24 protein-coding genes and 1 pseudogene are annotated in these 26,034 nt (G+C 58.2%); 10 read left to right on the top strand and 15 right to left on the bottom strand.

Annotated features, from left to right (window positions below):
- Positions 1–586: 586 nt before the first annotated feature.
- Both ACZ5DH_RS01155 and ACZ5DH_RS01150 read right to left on the bottom strand, forming a co-directional pair.
- Positions 587–2,269 carry an FmdE family protein gene (locus ACZ5DH_RS01155; RefSeq protein ID WP_464255344.1) on the bottom strand — a complete coding sequence of 561 codons (1,683 nt, stop codon included), beginning with the start codon at positions 2,267–2,269 and terminating at the stop codon, positions 587–589.
- A gap of 241 nt (positions 2,270–2,510) precedes the next feature.
- A complete protein-coding gene (locus tag ACZ5DH_RS01150; protein ID WP_464255343.1) occupies positions 2,511–3,167 on the bottom strand; it encodes a molybdenum cofactor guanylyltransferase in 657 nt (218 codons plus the stop codon).
- 548 nt (positions 3,168–3,715) lie between these two features.
- Here ACZ5DH_RS01150 and ACZ5DH_RS01145 point away from each other — a divergent pair.
- From ACZ5DH_RS01145 to ACZ5DH_RS01130, 4 genes are all read left to right on the top strand, one after another.
- Positions 3,716–4,204 (top strand): CvpA family protein, encoded by a 489-nt coding sequence (locus ACZ5DH_RS01145; RefSeq protein WP_464255342.1) that lies wholly within the window; start codon positions 3,716–3,718, stop codon positions 4,202–4,204.
- A 190-nt stretch (positions 4,205–4,394) separates the two neighbouring features.
- Positions 4,395–5,192, top strand: coding sequence for a nucleoside triphosphate pyrophosphohydrolase (mazG, locus tag ACZ5DH_RS01140; protein ID WP_464255341.1), 798 nt, complete (start codon positions 4,395–4,397; stop codon positions 5,190–5,192).
- Positions 5,153–7,411, top strand: coding sequence for a hypothetical protein (locus ACZ5DH_RS01135; RefSeq protein ID WP_464255340.1), 2,259 nt, complete (start codon positions 5,153–5,155; stop codon positions 7,409–7,411). The genes mazG and ACZ5DH_RS01135 overlap by 40 nt, the downstream gene beginning before the upstream one ends.
- Complete coding sequence (locus ACZ5DH_RS01130) at positions 7,408–9,780, top strand: hypothetical protein (RefSeq protein WP_464255339.1); 2,373 nt, start codon at positions 7,408–7,410, stop codon at positions 9,778–9,780. The genes ACZ5DH_RS01135 and ACZ5DH_RS01130 overlap by 4 nt, the downstream gene beginning before the upstream one ends.
- Positions 9,781–10,173: 393 nt before the next feature.
- Here the strand turns inward: ACZ5DH_RS01130 and ACZ5DH_RS01125 are convergent, their stop codons facing one another.
- The gene (locus ACZ5DH_RS01125; RefSeq protein ID WP_464255338.1) at positions 10,174–11,142 is read right to left on the bottom strand and encodes a biotin synthase BioB; all 969 of its coding nucleotides are present in this window, start codon (positions 11,140–11,142) and stop codon (positions 10,174–10,176) included.
- Between the two features lie 311 nt (positions 11,143–11,453).
- Between ACZ5DH_RS01125 and ACZ5DH_RS01120 the strand changes: the two genes are divergently transcribed.
- The 3 genes from ACZ5DH_RS01120 to ACZ5DH_RS01110 all read left to right on the top strand — a co-directional run bounded on the left by ACZ5DH_RS01120 (position 11,454) and on the right by ACZ5DH_RS01110 (position 14,716).
- Positions 11,454–12,056: a PadR family transcriptional regulator gene (locus ACZ5DH_RS01120; protein WP_464255337.1), complete on the top strand. Its 603-nt coding sequence runs from the start codon at positions 11,454–11,456 to the stop codon at positions 12,054–12,056.
- 539 nt (positions 12,057–12,595) lie between these two features.
- Entirely contained in the window at positions 12,596–13,381 is a 786-nt protein-coding gene (locus ACZ5DH_RS01115; RefSeq protein WP_464255336.1) for an acyl-CoA dehydratase activase, read from the top strand.
- A 195-nt stretch (positions 13,382–13,576) separates the two neighbouring features.
- Positions 13,577–14,716: a double-cubane-cluster-containing anaerobic reductase gene (locus tag ACZ5DH_RS01110; RefSeq protein ID WP_464255335.1), complete on the top strand. Its 1,140-nt coding sequence runs from the start codon at positions 13,577–13,579 to the stop codon at positions 14,714–14,716.
- 459 nt (positions 14,717–15,175) lie between these two features.
- On the opposite strand, the gene rfbC is transcribed toward ACZ5DH_RS01110, so the two are convergent.
- The 6 genes from rfbC to ACZ5DH_RS01080 all read right to left on the bottom strand — a co-directional run bounded on the left by rfbC (position 15,176) and on the right by ACZ5DH_RS01080 (position 18,801).
- A complete protein-coding gene (gene rfbC / locus ACZ5DH_RS01105) occupies positions 15,176–15,724 on the bottom strand; it encodes a dTDP-4-dehydrorhamnose 3,5-epimerase (RefSeq protein ID WP_464255334.1) in 549 nt (182 codons plus the stop codon).
- Positions 15,715–16,608 (bottom strand): glucose-1-phosphate thymidylyltransferase RfbA, encoded by an 894-nt coding sequence (gene rfbA / locus ACZ5DH_RS01100; RefSeq protein ID WP_464255333.1) that lies wholly within the window; start codon positions 16,606–16,608, stop codon positions 15,715–15,717. The genes rfbC and rfbA overlap by 10 nt, the downstream gene beginning before the upstream one ends.
- On the bottom strand, positions 16,605–17,723 hold the full coding sequence (rfbB, locus tag ACZ5DH_RS01095; protein ID WP_464255332.1) for a dTDP-glucose 4,6-dehydratase: 1,119 nt from the start codon (positions 17,721–17,723) through the stop codon (positions 16,605–16,607). The genes rfbA and rfbB overlap by 4 nt, the downstream gene beginning before the upstream one ends.
- Complete coding sequence (locus ACZ5DH_RS01090; RefSeq protein WP_464255331.1) at positions 17,720–18,079, bottom strand: hypothetical protein; 360 nt, start codon at positions 18,077–18,079, stop codon at positions 17,720–17,722. Before ACZ5DH_RS01090 ends, rfbB begins: the two co-directional genes overlap by 4 nt.
- Positions 18,080–18,148: 69 nt before the next feature.
- A complete protein-coding gene (locus ACZ5DH_RS01085) occupies positions 18,149–18,577 on the bottom strand; it encodes a putative toxin-antitoxin system toxin component, PIN family (RefSeq protein WP_464255330.1) in 429 nt (142 codons plus the stop codon).
- 2 nt (positions 18,578–18,579) lie between these two features.
- Positions 18,580–18,801 carry an AbrB/MazE/SpoVT family DNA-binding domain-containing protein gene (locus ACZ5DH_RS01080; RefSeq protein WP_464255329.1) on the bottom strand — a complete coding sequence of 74 codons (222 nt, stop codon included), beginning with the start codon at positions 18,799–18,801 and terminating at the stop codon, positions 18,580–18,582.
- Positions 18,802–20,124: 1,323 nt separating this feature from the next.
- Here ACZ5DH_RS01080 and ACZ5DH_RS01075 point away from each other — a divergent pair.
- Complete coding sequence (locus ACZ5DH_RS01075) at positions 20,125–20,475, top strand: transposase (RefSeq protein ID WP_464255328.1); 351 nt, start codon at positions 20,125–20,127, stop codon at positions 20,473–20,475.
- Positions 20,423–20,647, top strand: coding sequence for a transposase (locus ACZ5DH_RS01070; RefSeq protein ID WP_464256580.1), 225 nt, complete (start codon positions 20,423–20,425; stop codon positions 20,645–20,647). The genes ACZ5DH_RS01075 and ACZ5DH_RS01070 overlap by 53 nt, the downstream gene beginning before the upstream one ends.
- A 9-nt stretch (positions 20,648–20,656) precedes the next feature.
- Here ACZ5DH_RS01070 and ACZ5DH_RS01065 read toward each other — a convergent pair.
- The 6 genes and pseudogenes from ACZ5DH_RS01065 to ACZ5DH_RS01040 all read right to left on the bottom strand — a co-directional run.
- A pseudogene (locus ACZ5DH_RS01065) lies at positions 20,657–20,816 on the bottom strand (transposase); the annotation flags it as partial.
- 133 nt (positions 20,817–20,949) lie between these two features.
- Entirely contained in the window at positions 20,950–21,627 is a 678-nt protein-coding gene (locus ACZ5DH_RS01060) for an energy transducer TonB (RefSeq protein ID WP_464255327.1), read from the bottom strand.
- Positions 21,624–22,091: a protein TolR gene (tolR, locus tag ACZ5DH_RS01055; protein WP_464255326.1), complete on the bottom strand. Its 468-nt coding sequence runs from the start codon at positions 22,089–22,091 to the stop codon at positions 21,624–21,626. The genes ACZ5DH_RS01060 and tolR overlap by 4 nt, the downstream gene beginning before the upstream one ends.
- Before the next feature lie 2 nt (positions 22,092–22,093).
- Positions 22,094–22,783 (bottom strand): MotA/TolQ/ExbB proton channel family protein, encoded by a 690-nt coding sequence (locus ACZ5DH_RS01050; protein WP_464255325.1) that lies wholly within the window; start codon positions 22,781–22,783, stop codon positions 22,094–22,096.
- A 304-nt stretch (positions 22,784–23,087) separates the two neighbouring features.
- On the bottom strand, positions 23,088–24,971 hold the full coding sequence (locus ACZ5DH_RS01045) for a heavy metal translocating P-type ATPase (RefSeq protein WP_464255324.1): 1,884 nt from the start codon (positions 24,969–24,971) through the stop codon (positions 23,088–23,090).
- 113 nt (positions 24,972–25,084) lie between these two features.
- Positions 25,085–25,360 carry a metal-sensing transcriptional repressor gene (locus ACZ5DH_RS01040; RefSeq protein WP_464255323.1) on the bottom strand — a complete coding sequence of 92 codons (276 nt, stop codon included), beginning with the start codon at positions 25,358–25,360 and terminating at the stop codon, positions 25,085–25,087.
- A gap of 342 nt (positions 25,361–25,702) precedes the next feature.
- On the opposite strand from ACZ5DH_RS01040, the gene ACZ5DH_RS01035 reads away from it, so the two are divergent.
- The gene (locus ACZ5DH_RS01035) at positions 25,703–26,026 is read left to right on the top strand and encodes an isochorismate lyase (protein WP_464255322.1); all 324 of its coding nucleotides are present in this window, start codon (positions 25,703–25,705) and stop codon (positions 26,024–26,026) included.
- Positions 26,027–26,034: the final 8 nt, after the last annotated feature.

Genomic DNA, 26,034 nt, shown 5'->3' with positions numbered 1-26,034 from the left:
GGGGCAGTGCAGTTGCTTTTATATAGTCCTTGATACCCCAAGAGCCCAAATTAGACAATCGGCGAAGCACACCAAATTGGCAAACAGGGCTCTTCCAAAAACGCGCTCTGAAAACATCAGTGGCAGCCGGTACAGTCTTTTGCGCGAATTGTCTTTGAAAATGTGTACGCTAGAGCATTTAACTTTGAAAAAGTGTGAATGCTCTAACGCTGCACGAGAGTGCAGCGCGCCACAACGTGGTGTGGATGCAGCCGCAAATCGCATTTTTTGGCTGAATGAAAACTTTGGAATGTGAAGCATTTCAAAGTTAATCTGCTATAATGACGGCATGCCCGTTACGGCGCGTGCAAGCCCAGCCAGACCGCGCCCGCAGTCTCACGGCGCGAGCGGCTCACGCTGCGCCAGCACAGGTTCAACGTGACCCTGCGCTGAAATGCCATTGCCCTGATAAAAAAAGGCAGCCGGCACAGTTCTGCCAGCCGCCTTTATTTTTGCATTTTTTTTACCGTGAATACTGTTCAGCGTTTTTACTTCACCAAAGCAGAAGAAAACATGCCCTCAGGCATCACCCTGCACGGGGCACCTGCTACTTGCCGAACCAGCACTTTGGCCAGGTACAGGTATGGCAGGAAAGGCAGTAGCCCCCCTCGCCCATACGTGCGAGTTCGGCGCGGGTGATCCCACGGTTGGCCAGCAGGCGCGGCAACACCAGGTCCAGAAACGTTGTTTTGTAATACAACGCGCAGGCAGGCACGCCGAGCACCTGCATGTCGCCATCGGGGCCGGGGATGCGGCCCATAAGGCTCATGGTGCCCGGCAGCACGGGCACGCCGTGCAGCACGTCGGTCAGCCCGGCATCCACCAGGGCATGCCGGGTCACATCGTCAGGATCAACGGAAAGGCCGCCTGTCGTGACCAGCAGATCAACCCCGGCCTCGCGCATTCCGGTTACGGCCCTGGCCATCAGGGCTTTGTCGTCGGGAACAATATCCGTCTTCGCCACGCTGCACCCCAACATGGTGACTTTGGCCGTAATGACGGGGATGAACTTGTCCTCGATGATGCCCTGAAAAACTTCCGTGCCTGTCACCAGAATGCCCACGCGCGCCTTGCGCAGGGGCAGCACGCTGAAGAGCGGCCCGCCCTCCAGAACCTCAAGCGCCTGTGAGAGCCGCTCACGGGTAATGAAAAGCGGAATGGCCCGCGTGCCGGCCAGGGGGCCGTCCTGCTTGACCAGGGTGGCGTCCTGCCGTGAAGCCACCATTATTTCGGGCACAAGGTTAAACCGGCGCATGCGTTCCACATCAATGCTGAAAAGGCCGTCCCTGGCTGCGGTAAATTCCACCTTGCCCTCGCGGGGCGGCAGGGAATAGCGCACGCCCTCGCCCGCCATACGACGGGCAAAAATCTCGGCCGCCTCATTCTCGTGCACAAGATCTCCGTCGCCGGAGGCAAAGGAAGGAACCGCCCCTTCCCCGGCGGGGGCATCCGTCACAGCCACATGAAAACGCCCCATCTGTTGCAGACGACAGATATCGCCCACGCTGACGCGCTGTCCCGCCTTGAATTCCGGCCCCTTGAACTGGCCAGGTTCTATGCGGGTCATATCGTGGGCCAGGGTCTGCCCCACGGCTTCCTGCACGGGCACCACGCGCACGCCTGTGACGGCCTCGTGGCGCTCGGCGGCCTTTATTTCGCGCCGGGCAACCACATATGGAGCTTCGCCCTGACAGCCCCGGCACACGGGGCCGTCTTCAGCGGGATAGGCCTCGCCGCACACGGGGCAGCAGACAATGCGCGACATATGCTTGTGCCCGATAAAACGGCGCTTCACCATAATCGGCTCAATCTTGCAGATGGTGTCGCCAGCCTGTTCTATTTCGGCCTCAAGACGGGGAACATCCTGATCTTTCTTGGCTTTTTTCTTCAAAAACCACGCTTCTATTTCGGGATACGCGGCCATTTTCACAGGATCAACGCTCACGCGCACGCCCTCGCCCGTATGCTTGTCAAAAAGCGACACGGCGTAGCGGCCCAGATTGTGTATCTTCATCCAGCCGTTGCCGATGCTGCACAGGGTCAGCAGCTGAACCGCGTCGGGCAGGCATTTGCCGGATTCCACCACTGCTTCGAAAAGCGTGCCCTCTGGCAGGTGCCTCTTGGCCAGCTCAACCATATACCCGCCCACAAGCAGGCCGGGAGCGGCGTAACCGTGAAAATTCTCCGCCAGACGGCGAAATTCGTCAAAAGTATAGGAGCCGATATTCATGTACTTCTCCAAAAAATGCTGCCCGATGCAGACAGATGGGGGACTGTGTTCAGAATTTATGTATGCCAAGTCGCTCTTTATTGCTACCTGTCCGCCGCGCTTTCCCCATATGGGGGGGCAGCTTCTTGTGAACGAATGACGGGGCCTTCCGGCAAAGGCGTGCGGCCGTCACAGAATTCCACGTCATAATAACATACAGGTATAATTAATAAATCACGATTTTTTTAAAAATCGTGATTTTCTATGCCAGCCGGGCCTGGGCCAGAGCCAGATCTTCCGGATTGTTGCAGTTGAAAAAAGGCTCGCCCTCTTCAGGCCCGTAATCCAAAAAATAATGTAATTCCTGTGGAATAACGCTGGCAAGCCGGCGCTGCCCCAGGACCAGAGCTCGATCAAAGTACGGCAGGGCCCCCACCTCATACACAGCGACGAGGGCTTCAATGCGCCCGGTATGTCGTTCGCGGTACGCCGTGACAAGATTTGTGGCCGGGGCCTCATTTCTGGCCGCGAGCAGTTTGCGCAAGGTGGGGGCATCCATAAAGGGCAGATCGCAGGAAAGCGCCAGCACGGCTGTGTAGCCCATACCTTCGGCCCGTCGCAAGGCCGCTTGCAGACCTGCCGTAGGGCCTACCCCCTGCACGGCATCGAAAACGCAGTCGTACCCCTGCCGTGGAGTGTCCGCACGGCAGGAAACAAAGCATACGGGCACAAGGGAACGCACCAGAGAGTGAATACGGGCCAGCATGCTGCCGTCATTGCCACCCGCCACATTCTCTGCGGACTCTACGACCGGCGGGCCAGCCAGACGCTCCAAGGCCTTGTCCCTGCCCATACGGCGGGAGAGTCCCCCCGCGAGCACGACCCCGGCAACCGGGCCTCTGTCCAGTTGTGCCACCATGTCCCATCTCCCATAATAGTATGATATACGAACAGGCCTTTCCTTAAACGGGCCTTGAACTGGCTTTGAACTGGCCCTGAGCGTGTGCCGTTTCCGCACCCATGCCTGACTACTGTAACCGCTGCACGGATCATGTCAAAACCGCCATGGCGTTGACTGCCTTTGGCGTGCCCCTTCCACTTATCACGTGATTACGGCGCGACGGTTGGGGCACGATACAGCACATCTGCGCCACGCTTGTCCATCGGGACTGGCCCCTCGCAACGGGAACTCCACGGAGGGCATGCACGGGGGGCCATGCGCGGGCAGCCGCCAGCCCCTTCCGCCTCGCTGGCGAACCGGCGGTTGGCCCGAAAACGGTTTTTCCCGACGATGCGCACAAGGATTTTTGCCAAAGGACCGTTGGCGGCCTCCCGGCGGGCGCATGCCCTTGTCTGACGCATTGTGCCGCGCCCACGCTTTTGCTATGGTGTCTGGCGCTGCCCGTTGCGCACGCGTGCGAGCGTGGCGCTAAAGGCACACGCAAGGGGTACGTTCAGGGAGAAACCATGGGCCAGGATATTTTTGACCTCATTGTTGTTCTGACGCTGGCGTTCTTTGCCGGACGCGGTTATCTTAACGGCTTTGTTGGCGAAGTGGCGGGCATTGTGTCGCTGTTGGGCGGTTTTTGGGCTGCCCACACCTATCACTATCTGCTTTCGCCCCACCTGACCCTCATTTCTGATCCGGGGTGGCGCACCATTGCGGCCTATGTGCTTGTATTTCTGGGCGTACTCATATCAGTGGCCCTGCTGGCCCGCCTGCTGCAAAAAATCCTTTCGCTTTCTTTTGTCAGCTGGGCAGACAGGCTGGCCGGAGCCGCGCTGGGTTTTGCCAAGGGCGCGCTTTTATGGTCTTTGTGCATGCTTGTGCTGCAAAAATATTTCTCACAGGCGGCCTTTATGCAACACAGCCGCGTGCCACCCTATTTTACCGCCCTTTCGGCGCAGATTCGGGGCTGGCTGCCGCCCGACCTCGTGTCGCGTCTGGGACTTTGAGGACGCACTGATTAAAGAACCTCCTGGAAACGCGCAGTTATTTTGTTTGGCAAGGCACGAACTTTTTTGAAGCAGGAGTGGACTTTTCCGTCCTCGACTGTTTCAAAAAAAGTGAAGCAACGCCGCCAAACGAAATAAATCAGCGTTTCCTTAACACTGCATCCGTAACAGGCAAGGAAGCGTAGACTCTATGGAAAAGAGCGCAGTTGAAGAATTGCAGGCCGTCATTGACAAACTCACCAGCCCCGAGGGCTGCCCCTGGGACAAGGAGCAGACCGCCCAGTCCCTGGCCGACTATATCATTGAAGAAAGTCATGAACTGGTCAGCGCCATTCGCTCCGGCAATGTGGCCGACATCCGCGAAGAGCTTGGCGATGTGGCCTTTCTGCTGCTGTTTGTGGCCCGCCTGTATGAAAAGGAAGGCCAGTTCACCTTTGCCGACGCCCTCAACAACAACAAGGCCAAGATGATCCGCCGCCACCCGCACGTTTTTGGCGACACGGTTTTTGACAGCCTGGATGAGCAGCTCAAAGCCTGGGAAAAAATCAAAAGAGCCGAACATGCCGACGACGAGGGCAAGCCCAAGGGGCTCTATGACAGCCTGCCCGAAAGCCTGCCTCCCCTGCTCAAGGCCTATCGCATCCACTCCAAGGCCGCCCGCGTCGGGTTTACCTGGCCCGAGGACGAAGAGGTGGAGCAGCAGGTTGAAGCCGAATGGCTGGAATGGCTGGACGCATCCGCCAGCAACGATGCGGAGGCGCAAAAGCACGAACTGGGCGACCTGCTTTTCAGCATTACCGAACTGGGACGCCGCAAGGGCATCAAGGCCAGCGAGGCCCTTGACCTCGCCACGCGCCGCTTCCTGAAGCGCTTTGCCCGCATGGAAGAGCTGGCCCGCGAACAGGGGCAGGACTTTACGGCTCTGAGCCTCGACGAAAAGGACGAACTGTGGAATACGGCCAAGGCAGAGGAAGAGGCCCGGTCCTGATTACGGGGCAGACGCGGCCCATGTCGTGCGCGGCACAGCGCCGCCCCTTTCTTGCGGCTTCTTTTTTGCCGCCGCGCTTGCTGCCGCTCTTTTTCTGCGTGCTGGCACTGCTGCTTTGCGCCTGCACGCCACGGCAGGAAGGCGCGGCGCGGCGCGCGTCCGGCGCGGCTCCAGCGGCTTCCGCCTCAAACGGCGTCCTGCCGCGCGCTGATCCGGGCTATCTGCAATGGCTTGAGCGCCAGTCCATGCTTGGCTCCACCCAGGAGCTTACCGCCCAGGTCTCCGGCACGGAACGCATCTGGCGCAACAGCGCCGCTGCCCGCCGGGTTCCCCTGCTGCTCTCCGCCGCGCCTTCATGGCTGGACGTGAACCCGCATACGGTCACGGCGGGGCAGCCCTTCTGGAAGGCCCTCGGCCTGTCCGGGCTGCCGGAATTTCTGGGTCAGGCCGGCCTGAACGGGCTTTTTGCCGCGCCCACGGGCGAAAAAGGCGATATCTGGGGCAGCCGGAAGATGTCCACGCCCGGCGGCGTCAACGTGACGGCCCTGCGTCTGGACCCGACCATGGGGACGGAGGAAGATTTTGAGAACACCGCGTCCCGTCTGGAAAAACAGGACATCCAGATGGGCGGCGAACTGCCGCCGGCCGCCACGGGTCTTGGGCCGGACTTTATCCTGCAGGCGCGTCGCGCCTCGCGTTTTGACGGTCTCTATGCCATGATGGCCGTGCCGCAAAAAGACTGGGACGCCCTGCCTGTCACCGGTGATGAATGGGACTGCCTGCCCCTGCGGCCGCAGGCCGTGCAGACCCTTGTGCAGCGGGGGCTTCTGCCCGCAGGCCTCAGCCGCGACACCCTGCCCTGGACAACACCCGGCGGCTGGGCCGTCACGGGCGAGGTGCGCGGCGCGGACGGGCAGACCCGGCGCTGGGTATACCGCTACAGCGGGAATGCACTGCGCCCCGTATTGCTGTGGCAGGACCCTTCGGGACAGGCCCGGCGCATATTTTCGGCAGCGGTCATACGCCATACCGGCTTGCAGCAACATACCCTCGCAGGCCTGCGTCTGGAAGCCCTCATGGGGCTGGATGTGCCCGCCGCACAGGCAAATGCGGCGCCAGGGCAGGGAACAGGCCAAAGCCCGGGCAAAACAAAAGGCCCGTCTGCCAGCCGCCAGGCCGATGCGTCCAGTCTGGCGGAACTGACGCCGGGGCTGGAAGCGCTGGACGCCCTTTCGCGCGAGATACACCGCTACGGGGGATGGGCCATGCAGGATGACGTTCTGCCGCCCTCCCTGACCAGGGCGGTGCTGGACACGGCGGTGGATTTTACCCGCGACGTCATTACCGAACCCGCTGCGGCCTACGCCCTGCTGACCGGCGACGCCGCCCCCCTGGCCCGGCTTCTGCGCGCCTCACTGGAGCAGGGTGTGGATCACAGTCGCCTGGCGCGTGGGCAAAAGGACGTGCAGCGCGTGGACTGGCGGCCCCTGCTGGACCTGCCCCAGGGCAGGGATATGGTACGCCGGGCGCAGCAACTGGCCAAGGCCTCGCCCGAAGATACCACGCTGTGGACCACGCAGGCTGGCCTTGCGGCCCTGGCCCTTGGGCTGGACGCCACATCCGCCGCCAGGCCCGCGCAGGCTGCGGCCATGCGACAAACGGTACTGCTGCTGCTTTCTTTTCGCATAGGCCTTCCGGGGCTGGCCTTTATCAGCCCGCAGGACATGACGGGCGCGCTCAACCTGCCGCAGCCCCCGGCGGGCTTGCCAGCCAGCATGGGCAACGTGCCCCTGTGGGATGAGCGCATGGGCCTTGTGGGTTCCGTGCCGCCAGCGCCCCTGGCTTTCGGTGCTCTGGACAGGCAGTGGGCGGACAGGCAAAGTTTTGTCCACGAACTGGCCGTGCTTTTGCGCGCCCGGCGCGAGGCCGGTCTGGCCGCGGGACGCGTGGTCGCCATTTTTTCCGGCCCCGAAGGCTGCGTGGGCGTGCTGAACGCCTTGCCCGGCGGCGGCTACTGGCTGCTGGCCGCCAATTTTTCCGGCAAAAGCCAGCGCCTTGCCTGCGCCCTGCCGACCCCGGCGCGCGGCGCACGAAATATACTGAACGGCCAGAACCTGCCCGTGCAAGGGCATACTGTGGAACTTGACCTTGACGCCCGCCAGTCCCGGCATGTGCTGCTCGTGGGACAGGCGGCAACTTCTGAAGGAGCGAATCCATGACCCAGAACCCGACCAAGCCTGAAGACGACCAGCACAGCCGCGTGGACAATGCGGACCATGCCCCTTCCAGCGGGCCCGGCAAGGACGCTCAGGCCAACGCGGCTGGTGACGCACAGGGGGCAGGCCCCCTGTCTTTCGACCGGACAGCCGCTAACCGGGACGTCTCCTCCCCGTTGGAAGCTCCACAGGGCTCCCACAACGCCGATGCTGCACACGACCACGCGAGCGGCCCTTCGTCCGGACCTGTCCAGCAGGACAACGCCCGGAACGCGGCCAGCCAGAATGACGGCAAGCCCAAAGGCCGGGGCATGTTCTCCTCATGGCGGGGCAGGGCGGGCAAAACCGCTGACGGGCAAAGCGCCGCCACGGTTGCTGCCAGCGCGGCCCCGGACGCTCCGGTAAAGCCCAATGCCGCGCAAAAGATTTTTGAAGCCGCCAGCCGCGTTGGCCCGTTTTTTCTGCTTCTGATACTGCTGGCCCAGGCATGGCCCGCCTTTATGGGCAATGCCCTGTACTGCCCGCGCGAGGCTGAAAGCATCCTTGTGTTCAACCAGACCAGCCAGACCGGGCTGTGGCTCGCTCCGGCCGCTCCCGGCCTTGCCCATTGGCCGGTCTACCACTGGTACCTTGCGGGCATGCAGAGCCTCATGGCCATGGCCGGCCCCAACTTTGGCCCCCTGCTCTTCCCCCTTGCGGGCCTTGCGGGCGCGCTGCTCTGCCTTTTGGGAGCGTGGACGCTGGCCCGGGTGGCTGGCCTGAGCTCCCAGGCGGCGCTGGCAGGAGGCATGATTCTTCTGGCCGCCCCTCTCTTTGTGCCCCTGGCACATTTTACCGGGCCGGAAAGCCTCGCCACCGCCCTTACCCTCTTTGCCCTGGTTCTGCTCTGCCACGGCTGGCAAAAACCCCAGGCATGGATAAGCCTGCCTGCGGGCTTTGTGCTGGCGGCGCTGGCCGGGCTCACGGGGGGCCTCTTCCACATCCTGCTGCCCCTGGTCGTCAGTATCTTCTTTCTGGGATGGCGGGGCGCTTTCCGCCGTGCGCAGGGGCTGGACGGCGTGACGGGCTTTGTGCTCCTGCTTCTTATGGTGGCCTGCTGGCTTGGCGGCGTCATGCTCTGGCAGCAGCCCGACGGGTATCTGAAATTTTTGGGCGAACGCCTCATGCTCTGGCCCTGGCCCAGCGCCAGGTGGTGGCTGCCCCTGCTCATAGCCGCCGCGGGCCTGCTGCCCTGGCTGGCGATTTTTGCCTGTGTTTCCTGGGTACGCGTATTGCGCACCGCCCCCGGCGACCTCGCGGCCTCGCGCAAGGACAGGGCCGGAATCGCCTTTATGTGGATAAGCGTCACCGTGGCCGCTGTGCTGAGCCTCACCGCCTATGATCCTGTCAGCGCCGCGCTCACCGTCATATGCCTTGCGGCCCCCTTGCTGGGCAAGGCGCTGCTGCGCCTCACGGGTCTGGGCGGCCGCCTGTTCTTCATCTTCGCCGCGCTCTGCCTGCTGCACGCGGGCATGGCCCTGACGGCGGCGGGCTTCGGCCCCACGCTGGACTGGATGGGCGGCTTCTTCAAGTTCACCCTCACCGCAGACCAGCGCGCAATGGTCCTCGGGCTCAAGGCCCTGCCCATTATCGGCGTCATATGCATCGCGGCCGCCATCCTTCTGGCCCGCATGGTGCGCAAGGGGGCTCACGGCGGCATGGGCGGCGCGCTGCTCATCTGCGTGGTCATTGCCATCCTGCTGGCCCAGCCCGGCACCCTGCTGCTTGGCCCGCAGCTCAAGGCCGTTCCCCAGGCCAAACTGAGCCATCTTGAAGAGATTTTGAGGCCCGCACCCGCGACTGCGCCTGAAACGCCCGCAAGTGAAGCTCCGGCACCGGAAAGCGCTGCCCCGGAAACGCCTACTCCTGAGGCGCCCGCTGGTGAACCTGCGGCTCCCGAAACGGCCTCGCCTGACGCCGCCGCGCCGCTGACCCCCGCTCCTGAAAGCGCCAGGCCGGATTCGGACAAGGAGGCATCGACCATTGACGAGGCGCTTAAAAAAGCCGCTTCGGAAGCCGCGGACTACGATGCCAAGGTGATGGAAGAAATGGACGCCAAAAACGGCAAGAGCGGCAATGCCCCCAGCACGCCGGCGCAAGCACCCGGGACTGGCAAGAGCGAAGGCGCGGCTTCCGGGACATCTGGGGCCGCCGATGCTGCCAAGGCCGATCCCGCCGCCCCGGCGGAGGATGCCGCGCCAGCCGTCCCCCATGCGGCTCCCAAGGCTGACGACGGCGTCAGCGCCGCGCCGCAGGCTCCCGCTCCCGCTGCGGCCCCGACAGCTGACCCGGCAGAGGTTCCGGCTGCTTCCGGGGATCAGCAGGCCAAGTAATCAATTGGATATATTGAATAAATATGCGCCCTCTGCCACACGCAGAGGGCGCTTTGTATTGTCAGACAGGTTTACGGTGCGGGAAGTTCGCTGTCTTTACGCACCACCAGAATGTTAGCGCGCTCTGGAACAGTTTCACGGTGAAATGCTTTGTGGGGGAGGGACCCTTTTGCAAAAGGGTCGCCTCCCCCACGCCCCCACCCCCTGAAACTCTTAGCGTGTTGTAGGTGATTATAACGGGCTTTCTGATTTGAAGCGGAGACGTTAGCGACAGCGTTTTCCAGGCATCACAGCATCTCAACATCTATCTGCACTGTTCTACGCCGCCGGTAATTCTTACTTGACCGTGCAAGCCGCAGAAAAGAAACAGGCCGCCCCACGCCCTTGCAAACTTCACGCTTCGGCCCTGGTTTTGCGCACCTCAAGCCCTGCCTCGCGCAACACAGCGCGTGCGCCGGGCAGGTCAAACCCACGCCAGGGGCTGGCGCTTGAGGACGTATCGCGGGGGTTGGCGGCCTGTTCCACAATAATGGTGTTGGCGCCGCAGCGCAGAGTCTCAGGCGTGGGGGGATGGACGCAGAGGTGCCGCCCGCCGTCGGGATACTCCAGCCGGGCAAGGGCGGCCACACGTTTGAGATAGGCGTCGGACACCTGCCCGTAACGGGCCAGAGGCGTGCCCATGATGGGCACCCGCGCCATCACGCCCGTGCCCGAAGCGCCCACCTCATGGGCGCGGCGGGCCTCGGCCAGTATTTCGCCGGCGCTGTGTTCCGGCCCAAGAGGCTCAATGAGATATTGCAATTCAAGGCCGCCCTTGAGCACATTCTCGATGGTGCGCAGGCGCATGTCCACGCTGTGCCCCGTGTCCACGCCCTCGCGCAGCCTGACCACATGGTAGGACATGCTAAATCCCGAATCCCTGAGCGCCCTGACATCGTCGGAACCCATTTCGCCCGTATTGATGACAAGGTGGATATCACTGCCGATGCGATCCCGCGTCAGGCGGCCCAGGCGCTGCAAAACCTCCAGGGGATAATGCTGCGTCGTGCGCAAAACAACAAAATCCGCCCCGCCGTCGGCCAGTTGCCCGGCTTTTTCCACAATGGCCTCTTCGGTCAGGGGCGGGGCGGTCCTGTAGACGTCCCATTGCGCGGCCTGACTGCAAAACGTACAGCCCATATCGCAGGGCGTGCTGTCAATGCCGATGGCCGCCCATACAAAACCCCGGCTGTCTGTCAGACTGCGGCTCATGCCGTCCGCTTTTTCAAGCAGATGGGCGATGCGCCTGTCGCTGACAGTGGTATCCAGCAGCAGGCGTGCTTCTTCACTGAAGGAAAAATCCTTTACCGCATTCTCTGGCATGGCATGCCTCCCTGCGGGCTGTCCCGCCTTTTTCGCCCCTGTCCGCGCCCTGTCCGTATATAGAGGCACGCTTGTTGGTAAAACCGGTATTTTTGGAGTATCCTCACTACTAGACCAAGTCAAATAACAGAGCAACACGCTTTGGTTATGCTTGGCACGTCCGGGGCAATCCCCTGCCGGGCAGACTCGACAAGGCCCGCGCCTCTGGCTAGGGTACGCACAGGAGCCGCGCTTTCCCTGAGGCGTCCGGCGGCGGATTTCTGCCGCGTACCACGTGCTCCCGCACGGGAGACAACAGTCACGGAATACGCATGAACCCAATGAGCGAACTCAAACCACTGTCCCATCCCGGCAAGAAAGATGACGCAGGCACGACAGGCCGACGGGATTTTCCGGTTCAGGACGAAAACCCCTTCGAGGGCTGCGCCTGCACGGGCAAAAATCTCGTCAAGCTGGTGCGCCCCGCCATCCTGACGGTGCTGGCCGACGCAAATCTGCACGGCTATCGCATTCTTGAACGCCTGGCCGGTATGCCCATATTTCACGGGCAGCCGCCGGACCCGGCGGGCATCTACCGCGTGCTCAAGAGTATGGAGCAGGAAGGCCTTGTGCACTGCGCCTGGGACCTGCAAGGCAGCGGCCCGGCCCGCAGGCAGTACGCCCTTGCGGCCAGAGGACGCTCCTGCCTCGAACAGTGGCTGGGCACCCTTGAAGACTATCTCGCTTCCGTAGGCGAGCTTGTGGGCGACATCCGGCGTGTGCTGGATGCCGCACCGGGGGTGGCGCAGGGCGACTCCGGCCCTTCAGATCCGCCTGCGGGCCATTCCGGCACGGGAACGGGCAGGGCGTGCCGCTGTGCGTCCGTGCAACAAAGCACGCCAATTGACAGTTCTGGTTCTTTTGGGGATAGTTGAGCATCAGGAGCGCTTTTACAGGGACATGCCCATGCGTGGCTGCCTGCCGGGTCTGCCCCGGCCTGCCCGATCTTGCCCGAATGGTCAGGCCAAAGCCGATCGCGCCCAGCCAATTGTGGCAGGCCCGTTGCGGTACGCAGCTTTCACGGGCATTGGCTGACGCCGTCAGCAGCGCATGTAAAAAACTGCTCTGATACCACGGGAGAATATATGCAAACACGGGTGCTGACGCGCGCACGGGGGGCGGTTAAAAATACGCCTTCGGCCTTTTGCGGCCTGTGCGCCGCGTGCGCGTCCTGTGACGGCCGGAGCCTGACGCGCTCCGGCATGACCTGAATACTGGCGCTGTGGGGCAGGTTGTCCCGCCTGAATTTCTGAACAGCGCCCTGGTGTTTTATCAGAAGGCGGTTCAGAGATTCCGCCGGTTCTTCTCCTCCACAGCGCAGCCCCGCCACCAGCGGGGCTTTTTTTGGGCCTTATGCCGGATGCGACCACGCGGGCCACTACGACGGACGCGCGCTGCGCACAGGAGAAAAATAATGCTTTCAGCCGGAATAGACGTGGGTTCGGTAGCTGCCAAGGCCGTAATCTTTGATGCTGCCGCCAGATCCGTGGCTGGCAGCGCCCTGCTGCCTACGGGGTGGAACACGCGCGAGGCTGGCGAAGCGGTTCTGGACGCCGCCTGTCGCGAGGCTGGCGCCAGCCGCCACGACCTCGGGCAAGTCGTGGCCACTGGCTACGGGCGCATCGCCCTGCCCTTTGCGCAAAAAACCGTTACTGAAATCACCTGTCACGCAAAAGGGGCCTCCTGGCTTTTCCCCGGCTCCGGCGTCGTGCTCGACATCGGCGGGCAGGACAGCAAGGCCATCAGCCTGGATGAACGTGGCGGCGTGCGCGACTTTGTCATGAACGACAAATGCGCCGCAGGCACAGGACGTTTTTTGCAGGTGCTGGCAGGCATCTTGGGCATGCCCCTGGATGAGCTGGGCCAAACCGCCGCCAATGGCGCGCCTGTGCCCATATCAAGCATGTGCGCTGTTTTTGCGGAAACGGAAATTGTAGGTCTTCTTGCGCAGGGAACCCCGCCCGCCGATCTGGCGGCCGGGGTTTTTGTGTCCATAGCCAGACGCATGCGGGGCCTTGCCCGTCGCATCGCCTTTACCGGCCAGTGCGTGTTTACAGGAGGCCTGGCCACCAGCCCGGCCTTTTGCGGTTTTCTTGCCCAGGAGCTCGACATGCCCGTGCAGGTGCCGGAGCAGCCGCAACTGGTGGGAGCACTGGGCGCGGCCTTGCTGGCAGCCCAAAGGCTTGAACGAAAAAAATAAAAAAACACTGATTAAAGAGCCTCTTGGAAACGCGCAGTTGTTTCGTTTGGCAAGGCGCGATCTTTTTTTGAAGCAGGAGTGGACTCTTCCGTCCTCGACTGTTTCAAAAAAAGTGAAGCAACGCCGCCAAACGGAATAAATCAGCGTTTCCTAAAGAACAGTCCGGCCGCTCAGGGCCAAAACAAAGGAGCAGTCATGAAGTGCGCCAGTTTTGACAAAATCACCACCGCTTTTGAAAAAAACGTGCTCAACCTGACGGAAGCCAAAGAGAAGGGCAAAAAGGTCGTCGGACAGTTCTGCCTGTACTCGCCGTCAGAAATCGCGCTGGCCGCCGGGGCCATTCCGGTCTCTCTCTGCGGCACCAAGAACGACTCCATCCCGGCGGCGGAAGAAATCCTGCCCCGCGCCCTCTGCCCTCTCATCAAGAGCAGCTTCGGCTTTGCCCTCAAGGACAGCTGCCCCTATCTGGCCGCCGCCGACATCGTGGTGGCCGACACCACCTGTGACGGCAAGAAAAAAATGTATGAACTGCTTGCGCCCTACAAGCCCATAGCTTTGCTGCAGTTGCCGCAGATTCAGGATAACGACGCGCTGAGCTACTGGCGCAACCAGTTTGAGAGTCTGGTGCGCCGCCTTGAGCAGGAATTCGACGTGGAGATCGGCGATGCGAAGCTGCGCGACGCCATCAGGCTCATGAACCGCGAGCGCCTGGCGCTCAAGGCCGTCATGGATCTGGCCCAGCGCAAACCCTCGCCTGTCACCGGCGTGGAACTGGTGGAGATCGCCTTCAAAACGTCCTTCTTTCCCGACAAGGAAGTGGGCATCGCCATGCTGGAAGATCTGGCGGAAGAAATGGGCCGCCTGGCCGACGAGGGCCAGGGCGCAACCAGCCCCGAAGCCCCCCGCATTCTGCTGACCGGCGTTCCCGTGGGCCTCGGTTCACACAAGGTGGTGCGCCTCATTGAAGAATGCGGCGGCAGCGTCGTCTGCCTGGACAACTGCTCCGCCTACAAAAAAACCCGCGTCATGATGGAAGAAGACGGCGACCCCCTGACCGTCATGGCCCGCCGCTACCTTGACGTGCCCTGCGCCGTCATGTCGCCCAACCCCAACCGCTACGACGCCCTGCGCCAGATGGCGTCCGACTTTTCTGTGGATGCCTTGGTGGACCTGACCTGGCAGGGATGCCAGACCTATGCCGTGGAAGCCTGGACCCTGAAAAAATTTGTGCAGAATGACCTGGGCCTGCCCTACCTTCAGGTGGAAACCGACTACTCTGAAACCGATACCGAACAGCTCAAGGTGCGCGTCGAAGCCTTTTTGGAAATGCTGTAGACCGCCAGAACAGTTTCAGTTTGAACTGCTCTGTGGGGGAGGGCCCCTTTTGCAAAAGGGTCTCCTCCCCCACGCCCCCACCCCCTAAAACTCTTGGACAGCGCTGTCTCGTGTATTTTGATAGTGTACAAAGTGTTTTTTACTCTTGGACAGGGATTCTGGAGGCCGCCCCCAAGGCGGCGCACCACCACAACAGTACTCCGCTCTGGATTTTCGTTTTTATGCGGCGAAATACACGTAAAAAAGCTCCCCGTTTCAATGGGGAGCTTTTAGGAAAACACTGATTAATGGCCTCTTGGAAACGCGCAGTTGTTTCGTTTGGCAAGGCGCGATCTTTTTTTGAAGCAGGAGTGGACTCTTCCGTCCTCGACTGTTTCAAAAAAAGTGAAGCAACGACGCCAAACGGAATAAATCAGCGTTTCTTTAGAGCAGATTATGCATGCCCATGCCTGCTGTCAGCTACGTTGTGGCAAGGCTGGCCTGAAATTCCCGCCACGAGGGCGCTACCGTATCCTTTTGCGACAGCACGGGGCATTCCACCGGCCAGACCACGCCGAGGTCAGGGTCATTCCAGCGTATGGCCCCTTCGTCCTGGGGGCAGTAATATTCCGTACATTTATAGTGAAAATGGGCGTATTCGCTGGTGACCACAAAGCCGTGCGCCAGCCCCGGCGGCACCCACAACTGCCACTGGTTGTCCTGCGTCAGTTCAATGCCGTACCACTGCCCGAAGCTGGGCGACCCCGCGCGGATGTCCACAACAACGTCAAAGACGCTGCCCAGGGAGACATGCACCAGCTTGCCCTGAGGCCGTGTTTTTTGAAAATGCAGACCGCGCAAAATGCCGTAGGCGGATCGGGAATGGTTGTCCTGCACAAAGGGCAGATCAATGCCAGCAGCGGCGTACCGCTCCTGCTGCCAGGTTTCCACAAAGTATCCGCGCCTGTCGCCCCATACCTTGGGTTTGATAAGCGTGACGCCCCCTATGGGCGTTGCAACTACTTCCACTGTCCTATCCCCGTATCCACAAGATCAAGCAAATATTGCCCGTAGCCGGTCTTGGCCATGGGCCGCGCCAGAGCACGCACGTCGTCGGAGGATATATAGCCATTGCGCCAGGCGATCTCTTCCAGGCAGGCCACCTTGAGCCCCTGACGGTTTTCCACCGCCTGCACAAAGGCCCCCGCGTCCATGAGCGAGTCGTGGGTGCCCGTATCCAGCCAGGCTATGCCGCGCCCCACAAGCTCCACATGCAGGTCGCCACGGGAAAGATAGGCATTGTTGACGTCGGTAATTTCCAGCTCGCCACGCGCCGACGGGCGCACGGCGCGGGCAATGTCCACCACGTCGCTGTCGTAGAAATAGAGCCCCGTGACCGCAAAATTGGACTTGGGCTTCAGGGGCTTTTCTTCAATGCTTACCACACGGCGGTTATCGTCAAATTCCACCACGCCGTAGCGCTGCGGATCGCGCACATGATAGCCGAAAATGGTCGCGCCGCCCTCGCGCGTCATGGCCTCTCGGGTGAGATCGGGCATGCCGTGGCCGAAAAAGACGTTGTCGCCAAGCACAAGGCAGGTGTTGTGCCCGCGAATATGGTCTTCAGCCAGCAGGAAGGCCTGCGCCAGTCCTTCGGGGCGCGGTTGCTCCACGTAGTGTATGGAGCAACCCCACTGTGAGCCGTCACGCAGCAAGGCCTGATACAGGTGAAGGTGCTCGGGCGTTGAAATGAGGCAGATGTCACGGATGCCCGCCATGAGCAAGGTGGCCAGCGGGTAATAAATCATGGGCTTGTCGTAAATGGGCATGAGCTGCTTGCTCACGCTGAGGGTCAGGGGATAGAGGCGCGAGCCGGACCCCCCGGCCAGAATGATGCCTTTCCACTGGTTCATCGCGTTTCTCCCGTTGCGGCGACGCGCTGCCCGTAATTGACGGCAAGCCAGTCCCTGTACGCGCCACTGCGCACATGGTCTACCCATGGTCTGTTGGCAAGATACCACGCTACCGTTTCTTTCAGGCCGCTCTCGAATGCGTGCACCGGCTTCCAGCCCAGTTCTTTTTCTATTCTGGAGCAGTCGATGGCGTAGCGAAAATCGTGGCCCGGCCTGTCCGTCACAAAGGTTATGAGGTCGGCATGGCCGCCCTGGCCCAGAGGAACCAGTTCGTCCATAATGGCACAGACCGCGCGCACCACCTCAAGATTTGCGCGCTCGGCGTGGCCGCCGATATTGTAGCACCGTCCCACTGCGCCCGATTCAAGCACGCGGGCTATGGCGGTGCAATGGTCTTCCACATGCAGCCAGTCGCGGATATTGGCTCCCTTGCCGTACACGGGCAAAGGCTTGCCCTCCAACGCATTGAGGATCACCAGCGGAATAAGCTTTTCAGGGAACTGGCGCGGCCCGTAATTGTTGGAGCAGTTGGTCAGCAGTATGGGCAGGCCATAGGTTTCGTGAAAAGCGTGCACCATATGGTCGCTGGCCGCCTTGGAGGCGGAATACGGGCTGTTGGGGCTGTACGGCGTGGTTTCGGTAAAGGCCGGATCGCCGGGTTGCAGGGCGCCATAGACCTCGTCTGTGGACACGTGCAGAAAACGAAACTTCTCCGCCCTGTGGGCGGGCAGGGTGCGCCACCAGTCCTTGACCACGCGCAGAAGGGACGCCGTGCCCAGCACATTGGTGCGCACAAAGGCGTCCGGGTCCACAATGGAGCGATCCACATGACTTTCAGCGGCAAAATTGATCACGGCGTCCGGCGTATGGGTCTGGAGCAAAAAAGCCACCAGTTCTCCATTGCCGATGTCGCCACGCACCAGGATGTGCTCAGGATCACCTGACAATGAAGACAGGTTGGCAGGATTGCCGGCATAGGTGAGCTTGTCGAGATTGATGACGCGGATTCCTGCGCGGCGGGCCTGAAGCACATAGGCCGAGCCGATGAATCCAGCGCCGCCGGTCACCAGCTGGCAGGGCACGGGCATATCTTTTTGATCTGAAAAATTGTTCATTGCAGCCTGGCAACCCCCAAAAAGAGTTCGAACAGAAAACCCGAAGATTTTTGCAGACTAACAAAATGTGCAAAGGCATGGCAACAGGGTAAAATACTGCGTCGCGCCCCGATGCGTGAAGCGCAGCACTGCGGAAAACCCTCATTGCACCAGGTTACGGCTGAAGCGACAAACCAAACTGCGATGTCGCGGCTGGACTCGTGGAATATATATTCATGGTCAAGAGCCGGGGTGTAGGCCGATGGGGTGGCATAACCTCTGACCGTGGTGCCGGATGATTTGCCGCTGAAAACCTGACCCGCATCAAGGTCTGCGGACTGGAGAGAATCAAGTACGGAAGTGTAGGTATTTTTCATTATCGCCTCCAACGTAGAAAGGCGCGCCCATATGGACGCGCCTTTCTATTAAATTTATTGTAATCGCTGCTAATTATGGTTTTTAATGTGCGCCAAGAATTCCGCAGGTCCCGTGATATGTAATTCAGGGAATGTCTGTCGCAGATCTAAGAGGTGTTTATCTCCTGACACGAGAAACGCGGCCTTGATTGCTCTTGCGAGATAGATAAAGACCACATCGCCCTGATCTCGAAGCTCGGGGACTTCTGCATGAGGCATTTCCAGCGTGATGGCTTCAGCCCACGGCAGAAATTCAGCGAGCAGGTTCTCAACCTCTTGGGGGGTTAGGGTAAACTTGGGGTAGCTCAATACCCTGATCAACTCGGTAACAGTTTCACGGCAGACCACAGGAATAATTTCTTCAGTTTGCCATAATTGACGGAGTTCAGCTGTCCTTCCTTTTGAAAATATCAGCGCAGAGACAAGGCAATTTGCGTCCAGAATCACGCGAAGGGCCATAGCTATACTCTCCGCCCCCACTTAACTGCATCGGCCACATCCTGTTCAGTAATGCCCAGGTCCGCAAGTTTGTCGCGAACGGCATCAGCAGGCCGTACCTGCATTGGCGTAAGAACTATCCGCCCATTTTCCAGAGTCACATCAAAGTATTCGGACTGGTCAATCTGCTGTACAATGGCCTTGGGTAGCGTAAGCTGATTTTTAGAAGTAAGTTTGGCAAGCATAGCGTCCTCCTCAGACAAAGTAAGAAATCCGTGATTAAAGGATATCCTTTACAAGCGTTTTGCCAAGGTGTCCTGCGCGTCATCAAATGCACCCCCCGTGTAATCCGCATGCCCAGCGGATTGTCGCAAAAGCCGCCGTTCATTTTGATGTCGTCATAATCTTCACCCACGCGGATGAAGTAATACTCCTCATATTTCAGGTCGGCCATGAAGCTTTCCACAAAGGCCACATCCTCAAAGTCGGCATACCACTTCATCCAGCTCCAGCAAAAGGCCCCTGCGCCGGAATCCACGTCCTTGTGGGCAGGCCGCCGCCGGCCAATTCCTTTAGGCGTTGCTGGCGAAATCTTCGGTTGTGTTGTTGACATCCGCTTCTATGGCCGTTGCCAGTTTTGCCGCGCCTGTCCTGGTCAGGTACAGGGCCACGTCAGAATAGTATCCCACTGCAATTCTCCTTTGAGTTCAGTTGATTGTTGAAACGCTCAGTTTCTCGAAAGGCTCACCAGTGCGTTCGCAGCGGGCCAGCAGAGCGTCCACGTCAATGTCTCCCAGATGCTCAAAGCGGAAGATGTCAGTCCGTTCTTTCCGTAGCGCGTTTTTATCCAATGTGATTCGGCCTGCAGCCATTGATATGCGGAAGCGGTAATTCGCAGTATTCACCCAATCCCGTGTGCCATCCTGCCGATGCACCAGCTTGAGTACGGCTTATATCTCCTTGATTTCAGCATCCAAAGCGGTGCATTGGTTTCCCGGGGTATTTTGAAAAACAGTTGCTACTTTCTTGCTGGAGTAATTTGGTCCTAAAAATTATTAGAATACAGAATATATTGGGACGGCACCTCTTCAGTACCATCCATTACTGTCCGGCCAGAGCAGGTTAACTTTGAAAAATTGTATAAATTTGTTATAGTTCCTCCATGAATATAGCAACTTCTGAAGTTCGTTCTATTGTCGTAACGGCTTATCGGACGGGAACTGCCAGTAGGCAGCAGCTCGCCAATATTTTTGGCTGTCACATCGAAACCATTGGCAGATGGATTCGTAAAAGTCAGCAAAATCGAGACACTTCTTTACCGAGAGGCCAAAGGCACTCCGTATTCAGCGCCGAAGAATTGGAACAAAACTGGCCTCTTATATTGAAAACAATCCAGACACTACCCTCAATGAGCTTAAAGAGCGCTTCGGAAAAAAATGTTCTTTGCCGGCAATCCACAAAATTACAAGAAAGATTGGGTACATCTTTAAAAAACTCTGAAGGCAAGCGAGCAAGGACGCAAAGATATCGCCAAGAGTCGCGCTGAGTGGCATGAGTTCCAAAAGACAATGGATGCCAGTTGTTTGATTTTTCTGGATGAGTCGGGTCTTAAAACGAACATGACGCGTCTTTATGGACGCGCTCTCGGTGGAAGACGTTGTTTGGATTCCGTTCCATGTGGGCAATGGGAAACCTTGACAATACTCTCTTCAGCCAGGCTTAATGGCACAACAGAGAGCCTTGTTTTTGAAGGCGCAGTAGATCGAAAAATGTTTGATGCTTACATAAAAGAAATCCTCGCTCCAATTTGCACCATGGCGATATTGTTGTCATGGACAATCTCAGCGCGCATAAGTCTCAAGAAGCCTGCGAAACAATCCGCAAGGCCAGGCAACAGTATTATTTCTCCCCGCCTATAGTCCAGATTTCAATCCGATTGAGAAGATGGGAAGCAAAGTCAAACAAATACTGCGGGGAATAACGCCACGAATGGAGGAAGAGTTGCTCGCTGCTACAACCCTGAACGTCGTCATCTGTGACGGCGTTCAGGGTTGGTTCAATTCATGTGGATATACAGCATTTCAAAGTTAATCTGCTCTAATCTCCAAAGTCGGGAGAAAGATCACGCCAGGGTGCCCCCTGTTCTCAATATCCAAAATACCGCATTTATAAACAGCCTGTTATCTCCAGAGGGGCGGCCTACGTGCCTATCGCTACCAGGGAGATGAACTCATATGTTTTCCCAAACTCTGTCAGAAATATCGTGTTATCGATGCGTGTATATAGCGCAGCAGATACCGCGTGAAGGGAGGACACAAAATTGTTTATGATTTTAGGTCACTATCTAGCGCAGATATTTTTTGAACATCCAAAGCGGATGTCGAAAAAAAGCTCTATCTCAGTCGAAAAGCGAAGGGCAACACCACCAGAGTGTTTACCGGTTGTCCTTTGAGTTTTCCGGGGGCGAAGCGCATGCTTTGGGCGGCCTTGAGAGCTGCCTCTTCGAAATATCCGCTCGGTGTGGCACTAATGATCTCGCAGTGACGGGGCTGGCCGGAAGAATCCACCACAAGCCGCACGCTGGCCGAGCCCTGTATATTCATGCGCCGCGCCTTGGTGGGATATTCCGGCTCAACGCGCCGGGTAATGCTCGGTCGTTGGTCCAGCGTATCGCTCTCATAGGCGCTGAGGCCGCCCACTGTGCGCGGCTGGGGGCCAGCGGGAGCAGACGGCGGCGGGGGCGGAGGCGGAGTGGCTGCCTGCTCCTTGGGCACGGGCTTGTCGCTCTTTTTGGGGCTGATCTTCTTTACGTCCGGTTTTGGTGTTTCCAGCTTTTGGGGCTGAACTTCCGGCGTTTTGGGTTCCGGCGGCGGGGGCGGTGCTGGCGGCTCAACCGCCACTGGTGGGGGAGGCGTCAGAGCGGGGGCCGGGGCAAACTCGGCTAGGGCCACACGGTACACTCTTTCCGCGTTGCTTGGAGCTTCCCTGGCAAGAAACACAAAACCACCCAGCAGCAGAGCGTGCATGCCCAGAGAGAAAAACAGGGTTACGCCACGAGCGCCCACCTTCATTGCAGATTGTCCTTCTTGCTGCCGGGAGCCGCTACGCCGCTGTTTTCCGCGTCGGAGGCGTAGTCGGGCAAGGATGTGGTCACAAGGCCCACGTCGCTGACGCCCGCACCGCGCACGCGATCCATAACGTGCATGACCATGCCGTACGGCACGTCTTTGTCTGCGCGCACAAAAAGCTGACGTCCGGCGTTCTTCACGCGCGTGGTGAGAACCTCAGGCAGATCGGCCAGCCCGGTTTCATACTCGTCAAGGTATAGCGCCCCATTGGACTTGATGGTGAGGATGATGTGATCATCCTCAGTGGGCAAAACTTCCGAAGTCTCCACCTTGGGCAGGGCCACATCAAGCCCTTCGGTCATCATCGGGGCCGTGACCATAAAGATGATCAGCAGCACCAGCATGACGTCCACGAAGGGGGTCACGTTGATGTCGGCAACAAAGTCGTCGTCTGTGGATGCGGCCATGATCAGCGCTCCTCGGCAAAGCTGATGCCTTTGCTGTATTCCGGCGCTTCATGCTGTAGCCGATTGAGCAACTGCCCGGCGTAGTTGATGCACACGCCCTCAATGTGCGTCAGCTTTGCCCTGAATACGTTATAGCCGCACACGGCGGGTATGGCCACAAACAGGCCGACAGCCGTGGCAATAAGCGCCTCGGCGATGCCGGGGGCCACTGTCGCCAGCGAAACGCTTTTCATCTGGGCTATGGCTGTAAAGGAATGCATGATTCCCCACACTGTGCCGAACAGGCCAATGAAAGGAGCCGTATTGGCGGCGGTGGCCAGCAGCGCCAGCGATGATTTGAGCCGCGCCACTTCTTCGGCAATGGCAAAATGCAGGGCACGGCGTACGTTGTCGTTGAGCAGTCGGTCGGTATCGCCCGTACGTGTGAGGCGGTTATACTCACGTACCGCGCGGCGGGTGATGCCGTACAGGGGCGACTTCCTGTCAGCCTCCATCACGGGCAGGGCCTGGCTCAAATTTGCGGCATCGTCAAAGGCCACCAGCCCCTCCTGGGTTCGGCTCTGGGCTGCGCGCAGCGTAAACCATTTGCCGCACATATACGCCCAACTGGCCACAGACATAAACAACAGCAGCACCAATACGCATTTTGAAATAAGTGTAGCCTGCAATACGGCCTCAATCATGGAATTCACTCTTTTCCCCCTTGTTCAAACTTTGAAATAAAAACAGCGCTGCCCGATCAGGGCAGAGAAGCTACTGAATTGATTGAGTACGAACTGCTCATAGCCGCGCGCGAAATCCGCGCATCGGATAATCTGCCAGTTTTTGCTGCGTGAATTGCACGTGGGTCATGACTTGATATGGTAATAGTGAAATAGAAATTTAAATTCTATTTTAGTTTGTTGTTGTCTTGCCGTCAAGGGCATTGAGCCGTATCGATTCCTGTTCTATTTTCCCTGAGCGGCAACGGCAGTTTTTTTTCAAATACTGATTCAGCTACGCAGCGCTGGTCATCAACTTTCGCTCGTACAGACGGGCGGCATTGAGAACAACCAAAACGGAACCGGCGTTATGCACCAGGGCTCCCGTTATGGGATTGAGCAGGCCCATGACCGACATGCTGATGGCGACAAAATTGATTGCCATCGACAGGGTAATGTTGAATTTGATGGTAATAACCGTGGCATCAGAGAGGCGCTTCAGGTAGGGAATTTTTGCGATGTCGTCGCCCATCAGCGCGATATCGGCCGCGTCAATGGCAATATCGCTGCCCATGGAGCCCATTGCCACGCCAACATCAGCGATTTTCAGTGCTGGGGCGTCATTTACGCCATCGCCAACCATGCACACAACATGGCCTTTCTGCTGCAATACTTTGATGTGTTCGACCTTCTGGGCCGGGAGCAGTTCAGAGTAGACAAGGTCAATTCCGGCCTGTCTCGAAAAATAATTGGCTGTTTGCTCATGGTCGCCAGTCAAAAGCACAACGCCTGCCCCCATATCGTGCAGTTTAGTTACCATATCTTGCGAACCAGCCCGTAGTGTGTCCGAAAACGCCACAGTGCCAGCGCAGACGCCATCAAGGGCGATCAAAATTACTGCCTTGCCCTGCATGCGCGGGTTTTTCAAGACGGCAGCGGCCTTTTCATCCACATGTACACCGCTGTCCTGCAAATAGCCGATGTTCCCAATAAGCGCGGCAGTGCCGTCAACACTGGCGCTGATGCCCCTGCCGGGCGTCATGATAAAGCCGCCTGCCTTTGACAGGGAAACATTCTTTTCTTTGGCATGAGCCACAAGGGCCTTGCCAAGCGGGTGCTCTGACAGCGCTTCCATCGAAGCAGCAAACTGCAACAGGTCGTGCGGCGTTTTTTCAGGCAAAAAGGAGATGATGTCGCTGACAGCAAGTGTGCCATGGGTGAGTGTTCCTGTTTTGTCAAAGGCTATGCGGTCAACCTTGCCCATTTTTTCCAAAGCTTCACCGGATTTAATCAAAACACCCTGCTTGGTGGCCTGACCAATGGCGGCCATGATGGACGTGGGAGTCGCCAGCGCCAGGGCGCAGGGACAAAAAACCACAAGAACGGTAACAGCCCGTACGATGTCGCTTGTGATGGCATAAGCGCCAACGGCAATGATCATTGCTATGGGAACAAGCCATGCGGCCCACTTGTCCACAATGCGCTGCATGGGCGCTTTGCTGTTTTCTGCTTCCTGCACCATACTGATAAGTTTTTGCAAAGAAGAATCTTCGCCGATCTTGGTGGCTTCAATGTCAATCGCCCCGAATCGGTTGATTGTTCCACTGAAGACGTCATCTCCCACAGTTTTATCCACTGGCAGAAATTCTCCGGTCATGGCTGACTGGTCTATGGATGTGTTGCCGACGCGGATAGTTCCGTCCACAGGCACGGTTTCGCCCGGCAAAATTCGCAACAGGTCGCCGTAGCGGATTTGCTCAACGTCAACCATTTCCTCATGCGTGGTTTCGCCGTGTATCGTAAGCTTGCGGCCCTGCAGGGGCATGAGATTGATTAATTCCTTTATGCCTTTTTGGGCCTTTTCTATTGTCCTTTCTTCCAGAATGGCGCCGATAGCCATAATGAATACGACCTCTCCGGCAGCGAACAGCTCGCCGATATAAATGCACGCAAACATGGCTATGGAGATGAGCAGGGCGGAGGTGATGCGACATTCAAAAAAGACGCGGTACAGAGCGAGATAGACTAAAGGAAACCCGCAAATGAAAATCGTAAGCCAGGCCGGGTCTAACGGCACCGAAATGTCACCCAGTAGGATCACAAGGCTGGCGGCCAGAAAAACGCCCCCCAGCACGGTCATGCGTAGCCCGGACAGGATATCGAAGAGAGTTTTAAGCATGCGAGCGCTTCCTTTGTTGCGGTAAAAATCGCCGCCTTATATACCATATACCCCTATTAGGTATATGAATTGGGAGAAAAAATATATGTGGCGGCACCACATATATTGGTAAGTCAGACAATTCTTGAAAACTGCTCAATGGCTGATGTCAGCCGCTTCAACACCTCGGCTTCGTTTCCGTTTTTGACGCCGTCCAGAACGCAATGCTGCATATGGCCTTCAAGAACCACCTGCCCTGTTTTATGCAGAGCAGACTTGGCCGCGCCTATCTGGATAAGAACGTCTTCGCAAGGCTTGCCATTCTCGACCATCTTTATGATGCCTTTGATCTGGCCTTCAATGCGCCGAAGCCGCTTGGTAACAGCCTCGACGTCCATACAGTCTCTCATGCTTCCACCTTCATTTTTACGGACACCATACCCCTGTAGAGTATGGAGTCAATAGGGATAACAAATACCTTATCTTACGGTATGGGGGTATCCTCCCAATTTTCAAAAGTTATTGACAAGAAATACAGCACCGTTTATTTTCATAAAATGAAATTCATTTTCATATTTAATCAAGCCATAGACGTCACCCCATCAGGTGTTCAGCTCTTCTTCATGTGTTTCATTTGCTGAAGAACGTGTTTGTCACGGTGATCCAGCTTGATGATTCAAAAAACAAGATTGGGGCGACAGGCCCACCCGCTGCGCTGATTTTGATACTCATGACACATAAAAGAGGCAATCATGAAACTACCTGATGAATGTTGCGATCTTGGGGATGTTCGTTGTGAAATTGACCGATTGGACAGTGAAATAATCAGCCTTTTCGGCCATCGTCTTGCCTATGTTCTTGCAGCGGCACAGTTTAAAAAAAATGAAGAAGATATCCCCGCGCCGGAGCGTGTGAAAGCCATGCTGGCGGATCGGCGAATTTGGGCCAGGGACGCTGGTCTCTCTGAAGACTTCATTGAAAAATTATTTGAACAGATAACCAGCTGGTATATTGCAACCCAGATTGAGCATTGGCGGAAAACACGCAGCCAGGTCAAGGCTGGCCGTCATGGTTGAAGCGATAC

This window comes from Desulfovibrio simplex, assembly GCF_055387835.1.
Note: the sequence above shows the minus strand (reverse complement) of the source record. Positions and strands in the feature narration are given on the sequence as shown.

Coding starts and splice junctions, on each gene's coding strand:
- ACZ5DH_RS01035 (WP_464255322.1), top strand. CDS start 25,703: ATGAAACTACCTGATGAATGTTGCGATCTTGGGGATGTTCGTTGTGAA.
- ACZ5DH_RS01060 (WP_464255327.1), bottom strand. CDS start 21,627: ATGAAGGTGGGCGCTCGTGGCGTAACCCTGTTTTTCTCTCTGGGCATG.
- ACZ5DH_RS01075 (WP_464255328.1), top strand. CDS start 20,125: ATGGATGCCAGTTGTTTGATTTTTCTGGATGAGTCGGGTCTTAAAACG.
- ACZ5DH_RS01145 (WP_464255342.1), top strand. CDS start 3,716: ATGGGCCAGGATATTTTTGACCTCATTGTTGTTCTGACGCTGGCGTTC.
- ACZ5DH_RS01130 (WP_464255339.1), top strand. CDS start 7,408: ATGACCCAGAACCCGACCAAGCCTGAAGACGACCAGCACAGCCGCGTG.
- ACZ5DH_RS01120 (WP_464255337.1), top strand. CDS start 11,454: ATGAACCCAATGAGCGAACTCAAACCACTGTCCCATCCCGGCAAGAAA.
- tolR (WP_464255326.1), bottom strand. CDS start 22,091: ATGGCCGCATCCACAGACGACGACTTTGTTGCCGACATCAACGTGACC.
- ACZ5DH_RS01150 (WP_464255343.1), bottom strand. CDS start 3,167: ATGGTGGCACAACTGGACAGAGGCCCGGTTGCCGGGGTCGTGCTCGCG.
- rfbB (WP_464255332.1), bottom strand. CDS start 17,723: ATGAACAATTTTTCAGATCAAAAAGATATGCCCGTGCCCTGCCAGCTG.
- rfbA (WP_464255333.1), bottom strand. CDS start 16,608: ATGAACCAGTGGAAAGGCATCATTCTGGCCGGGGGGTCCGGCTCGCGC.
- ACZ5DH_RS01045 (WP_464255324.1), bottom strand. CDS start 24,971: ATGCTTAAAACTCTCTTCGATATCCTGTCCGGGCTACGCATGACCGTG.
- ACZ5DH_RS01040 (WP_464255323.1), bottom strand. CDS start 25,360: ATGAGAGACTGTATGGACGTCGAGGCTGTTACCAAGCGGCTTCGGCGC.
- ACZ5DH_RS01090 (WP_464255331.1), bottom strand. CDS start 18,079: ATGAAAAATACCTACACTTCCGTACTTGATTCTCTCCAGTCCGCAGAC.
- mazG (WP_464255341.1), top strand. CDS start 4,395: ATGGAAAAGAGCGCAGTTGAAGAATTGCAGGCCGTCATTGACAAACTC.
- ACZ5DH_RS01110 (WP_464255335.1), top strand. CDS start 13,577: ATGAAGTGCGCCAGTTTTGACAAAATCACCACCGCTTTTGAAAAAAAC.
- ACZ5DH_RS01085 (WP_464255330.1), bottom strand. CDS start 18,577: ATGGCCCTTCGCGTGATTCTGGACGCAAATTGCCTTGTCTCTGCGCTG.
- ACZ5DH_RS01115 (WP_464255336.1), top strand. CDS start 12,596: ATGCTTTCAGCCGGAATAGACGTGGGTTCGGTAGCTGCCAAGGCCGTA.
- ACZ5DH_RS01125 (WP_464255338.1), bottom strand. CDS start 11,142: ATGCCAGAGAATGCGGTAAAGGATTTTTCCTTCAGTGAAGAAGCACGC.
- ACZ5DH_RS01080 (WP_464255329.1), bottom strand. CDS start 18,801: ATGCTTGCCAAACTTACTTCTAAAAATCAGCTTACGCTACCCAAGGCC.
- ACZ5DH_RS01155 (WP_464255344.1), bottom strand. CDS start 2,269: ATGAATATCGGCTCCTATACTTTTGACGAATTTCGCCGTCTGGCGGAG.